At 70.4% G+C, this 5,525-nt stretch carries 3 protein-coding genes; all 3 read right to left on the bottom strand.

The genetic code is table 11. The features are described 5' to 3' along the window. Positions 1-1,170, bottom strand: a 1,170-nt coding sequence (locus AC1DXV_RS30720) for a methyl-accepting chemotaxis protein (RefSeq protein ID WP_477937244.1), incomplete at its 3' end; no start/stop codon positions are given. 63 nt (positions 1,171-1,233) lie between these two features. Next, entirely contained in the window at positions 1,234-4,029 is a 2,796-nt protein-coding gene (locus AC1DXV_RS30715) for an SPM autocatalytic domain-containing protein (RefSeq protein WP_477937242.1), read from the bottom strand. Positions 4,030-4,109: 80 nt separating this feature from the next. Further along, positions 4,110-5,525, bottom strand: a 1,416-nt coding sequence (locus AC1DXV_RS30710) for an SPM autocatalytic domain-containing protein (protein ID WP_490363521.1), incomplete at its 5' end; no start/stop codon positions are given.

Below are 5,525 nucleotides of genomic sequence, written 5' to 3'. Positions count from 1 at the left end.
GGCCACCACCGCGAAGCCGCGGCCCTGCTCGCCGGCGCGCGCCGCCTCCACTGCGGCATTCAAGGCCAGGATGTTGGTCTGGAACGCGATGCCATCGATCACGCCGACGATCTCGGCGATCTGGTTCGAGCTGTCGTGGATGCCTTTCATCGTCTGCACGACGTGGGTCACCACGTCGCCGCCGCGCTGTGCCACGCCGCTCGCGCCGGCAGCCAGCTGGCTGGCCTGCGCCGCGTTGTCGGCGTTCTGCCGCACCGCCGCGCCCAGCTCGTCCATCGACGACGCCGTCTGCTGCAAGGCCGCGGCCTGCTGCTCGGTGCGCAGGCTCAGGTCGTTGTTGCCTTGCGCGATCTCGGTGCTGGCGGTCGCCACGCCCTCGGCATTCGCACGCACGCCGCGCACCAGCCGGGTCAGCTGCTGCTGCATCTCGGCCAGGGCCGTCAGCAGCATCGCGGTCTCGTCGCGGCCGCGCGGACGCACGGCCAGCGTCAGGTCGCCGCCGGCCACCGCCTGGGCCACCTCCACCGCCTGGTTCAGCGGGCGCACGATCATCCGGCTTACGCCGATGCCGACGATCACGCCCAGCAGCGTCACGCCGAACATCACCGCCAGGCTCAGCCGGATCGCCCGCCGGCCGTCGGCCGACGCGCGCGCTGCGATGTCGGCGCTCTCCGCGGCAATGCGCTGCGCCGCGTCGCCCAGCAGCTTCACCGGCTCGCGGTCCATGCCCTTCACGCCGTTGTCACCTGCAGCCGGGTCGAAGCCCGCCGCGGTGAAGGCGGCGTAACCCTGCCGGTAGCCTTCACCCATGCGGGCATGCGCCTGCAGGAAGCGCTCGACCCGCGTGCGGGTCTCGCCGTCCGGCAAGGTGTCGCGCAGCCGCGCCGCGCCGTCGGCCACCGACTTCTCTTCCTTCTGGAACGCGCCCCAGTAGCGTTCGAGCTGCTGCGGATCCTTGCCGCGCAGCAGCGTGTTCTTCCACTCCTGCACCTGGGTCTTGAAGCGGCTTTCCAGGTCGGCCGCGGCCCGCTCGTGCGCGACGTGGGTCTGCACGATGGTGTCGTAGGCGGTGAGCGACCGGTCGAGCTGGTGGATGCCGAACAGCGCCGCGAGCAGCAGCAGGGCAAGCGTGAATCCGAAGGCCAGGGGAAGTTTCAGATTCAGCTTCATGGCGCGCGCTCCGTGCTGCTGGGGCCCGCCAAGCATAGACCTGCGGGGCGACCCGCGGCGGATTTAAATCAGCGGCCCGTGGCGCTGCGTATCCTCGACCAGCAGCCGGTGCTGCTCCGCGCTGAGAGCCGCAGCGGCAACCACCGTCGACGGCGGTGCGGCGTCATGCGCCAGCAACTCACCGGCCGGCGCCGCCAACAGCTCGCTCAGCTGCACCGTTGGCGCGGCGCTCTTCTCCTTGGCGAACCACACATCCGCCATCTGATGCTGCGAGCCATCGCTCATCGCCACGCTCGACACCAGCCCCAACAGGTTCCCATGGTCCACCTGCGTGCCGGTCACCGCGTGCAGGTCCAGCGACACGATGCCCGCATCCGCCAGCGATTTCAGCTCTCCCGCATCGRTCTTGCCGTCGTGGTTGGCATCCACCCACACGCGCAGGTCCTTGAACTGCGAATCCGCAGCGCTGATCACCCCATCGTGGTTGCCGTCCAGCTGCGCCAGCGCCGCGTAGCCGTTGGCCGCACGCGTGCCGTCGGCCAGCCGCGAGCCGATGCCGAACAGCTCGCTGCCGTCGTTGATCACGCCATCGTGGTTGCGGTCGATCGCCAGCAGCGCCGAGCCCTCGGCGATCCAGCCGCTGCGCGCCGTGCTGCCGGTGGCCGCGATATCGAAGCTCACGCCCTGGCTCGCCGCCGTCGTGTGGATGCCGGTGCCCGCCAGGTCCAGCACGATCGGCGTCACCGACAGCAGCGCCGAGATCTGCGCGCCCGACATCACGCCGATGTCCTCCGGCGTGAAGGCCGCCACCTGCTGCAACGACATCGCGGCGATGTCGGCCGTCTCCATCGCCACCATCTGCGCCGTCGTCAGCGCGACGATGTGATCGGTGCTCAGGCCCGTGATCTGCTCGGTGCCGAGCGCGACGATCTGCGCCGTCGACAGCGCGGTGAACTGGTCGGTGTTCAAGGCCGCGATCTGGTCGCTGCCCAGCGCATGGAAAGCCGCGGTGCCCAGCGCCCGCAGATTGCCCGGCTGCATCGCCGCCACCTGCGACACATCCAGCCCCGTCGCCTGCGCGCTGGTCAGCGCGGCGAACTGCCCGGTGCCCATCGCCACGATCTCGTCGGTCGTCAGCGCAGCCACCGCCGCGGCACTCAGCGCCCGCACGGCACCGGTGCTCAGCGCCGCCAGGTCGGCCGTCTCCAGCGCCGCCACCTGGGTGGCCGTCAGCGAAGCCGCCTGCGCGGTCGACAGCGCAGCGAACTGCGTGGTCGTCAGCGCATTCAGGTAGTCGGTGTGCAGCGCGCCGATCTGCGGGCCGGTCAGCGCCCCGATCTGCGCCGTCGTCAAGGCCGAGAACTGGTCCGAGCTGAGCGCGTCCATCTGCGCCGGCGTCAGCGCGCGGAACGCGGCCGAGCTCAGCGCGCGCAGGTCGCCCGTCTCCAGCGCCAGCATCTGCTCCGGCGTCAGCGCGGCGGCTTGCGTCGCGGTCAGCGCTGYCGCCTGGGCCGTCGTCAGCGCGACGATCTGGTCGGTCGTCAGCGCGGCCACCGAGGCGGCACTCAGCGCCTTGATGGCCGATGTGTTCAGCGCCGCCCAGTCGGCGGTCTCCAGCGCGGCCACCTGGGCCGGGCTCAGCGCTGCCACCTGGGTCGATGACAGCGAGGCGAACTGCGTGGTGCTCAAGCCGAGCAGGTCGTCGGTGCTGAAGGCCGCCACCTGGCCGGGCGTCAGCGAAGCCACCTGCGCCGTCGTCAGCACCGCCAGCTGCGATGGCGTCAGCGCATCGATCTGGGCGTCGTTGAGCGCGCGGAAGGCGGCGGTGCTCAGCGCGCGCACGTCGGCGGTCTCCAGCACCGCGATCTGCTCCGGCGACAACGCGACCACCTCGGCCGAGGTCAGCGCCGCGAACTGGGTGCTCGTCAGCGCCTGCAGGTCGTCGCTGCCCAGCCCGGCGATCTGCGTTGGCGTCAGCGTCGCGATCTGCGCCGTCGTCAGCGCACCGAACTGCCCGGACGTGAAAGCCTCGATCTGCGCCGGACTCAGTGCCCGGAACGCGGCGGAACTCAATGCGCGCAGGTCTGCCGTTTCGATCGCGGCGATCTGGTCGGTCGTCAGTGCCGCCACCTGGGCGCTGTTCAGCGCGGCGACCTGCGCCGTCTGCAGGGCCGCGATGTCACCGGTCGACAGCGCCGCGATCTGCGCCGGCGCCAGCGAGGCCACCTGCGCCGTGCTCAGCAGCGCCACCTGCGCCGTGCTCAGGGCATCGAGCTGTGCCGCCGACAAGCCGCGCAGCGCAGCCGTCGTCAGTGCCCGCAAGTCGGCCGTCTCCAGGTGCGAGATCTGCTGCGTGGTCAACGCCGCGGCCTGCGCGCTGTTGAAGGCCGCGAACTCGGCGGTCGTCATCGCGTTCAGCGAGGTGGTCGACAGCGCGGCGATCTGCGCCGGCGTCAGCGCGGCCACCTGCGCGGTGGTCAGCAGGCCGATCTCCTGCGTCGTCAGCGCCGCGAGCTGCGCGCTGCTCCAGCCGCGGATCGCGGCGGTGGTCAGCGCGCGCAGGTCCGCCGTCTCCAGGTTGGCCGCCTGCGTGGTCGTGATCGCACCCGCCTGCGTCGCCGACAGCATCGCGAACTGCGCGGTCGTCAACGCGTTCAGCTCGCTGGTCGTCATGCCGGCGATCTGCGCCGTCGTCAGCGCCTGCACCTGGGCATCGGTCAGCGCGCCGGTGCTGGACGTCGGGGTGGCCGGCGTYGTCGGCGCGGTCGAGCCGCCGCTGCCGCCGTCGGACGAGAACAGGTCCCGCCAGGCCGAGGGCAGCAGCTTGCTCACCAACCACTTGACGATGCCGAATTTCATGCGGGCAGGGATGCGGGTGACCGGCGTGACCGCGCGGCACGCACTTCAGGGAGTGCGTGCCGCGCCATCGGTTGCCGTGATCAGATCAGCGGGCCGATGTTCTTCAGGTGCTCGTCGTCGGCCAGCAGCTTGTGATCGACATGCACCGCGGCATGCGCCGTGGTCTGCGTCGCGGCCACCGTCGGGGCGCTGCTGCCGCCCAGCACGTCGGCCGTCGGGGCGGCCAGCACATCGGCCAGCTGCACCGGCAGTTCCTTGGCTGCCGTGGCATCGGTCGCCGCGGCCTTGCCGAACCACACGTCCGCCATGTCGTGCTTGGCGCCGTCGGTCGTCGTGTAGCTCGACACCAGGCCCAGCAGGTTGCCGTTCTGCACCGTCGTGCCGCTCGCGGCATGCAGGTCCAGCGAGACGATCCCGAAATCGGCCAGGCCCTTCAGCTCGCCCGCCTCGGAGATGCCGTCCTGGTTGGCATCGACCCACACCTTCAGCTTGTCGAAGTTCGCGTCCGCGGCGCTCAGCTTGCCGTCGTGGTTCGTGTCCTCGATCTTCATGGCCTCGTAACCGTTGCCGGCGCGGGTGCCGTCGGCCTTCACGGTCGCGACGCCGAACAGCTCGGTGCCGTCGTTGATCTTGCCGTCGCCGTTGCGGTCCATCACCAGGATGCCGTCCGTCGCCGACGCCCAGCCCACCTTGTTGGCATGGCCGGTGGCGTTCAGGTCGAAGTTGACGCCGTGCGCCGCCGACACCGTCGAGACGCCGTCACCGTTCAGGTCCAGCACGATCGGCGAGGCCGCCATGAAGGCATCCAGCTGCGGCGACGACATCACCGCGATGTCCTGGCCTTCGAAGGCCGCGATCTGCGTCATCGTCATCGCGGCGATGTCCTGCGTTTCCAGGGCCATCGTCTGCGTGGTCGTCAGCGCGATGACCTGGTCGGTCGTCAGCGCATGCACCTGGGCGGTCGTGAACGCGGCGATCTGCGTCGCGCTCAAGGCCTGGAAGGTGTCGGTCGTGATGGCCTGGACCTGGTCGGTCGTCAGCGACTGGATCGCGGCCGTGCTCAGTGCACGCAGGTCCGCGGTTTCCAGGTTGCCGATCTGCGTGACCGTCAGCGACTGGATCTGCGCCGTGTTCATCACCAGGAACTGCGAGGCGGTGAACGCGTTCAGGTCGTCGGTGGCCAGGTGCGAGAGCTGCGAGGTCGTCAGGTTGCTGACCTGGCCGCCCAGCGAGGAGAGCTGCGTCGTCGTCAGCTCGCCCAGTTGCGCATCCGTCAGGGCACGCAGCGAGGTCGAGGTCAGCGCGCGCAGGTCCTGCGTCTCGATCACCGAGATCTGGTCGGTCGTGATGCCGAGCACCTGGGTCGCCGACAGCGACGCGTAGTGCGCCGTGGTCAGTGCCTGCAGGTCGTCGGTGGCCATCGTGCCGATCTGCGAAGCCGTCAGCGAAGCCGACTGCGCGGTGGTCAGCGCCGCGAACTGCGTGCCGGTCAGCGC

This window comes from Rhizobacter sp. P3_C12, assembly GCF_056402735.1.
This window is presented reverse-complemented; position numbering and strand designations above follow the sequence as displayed.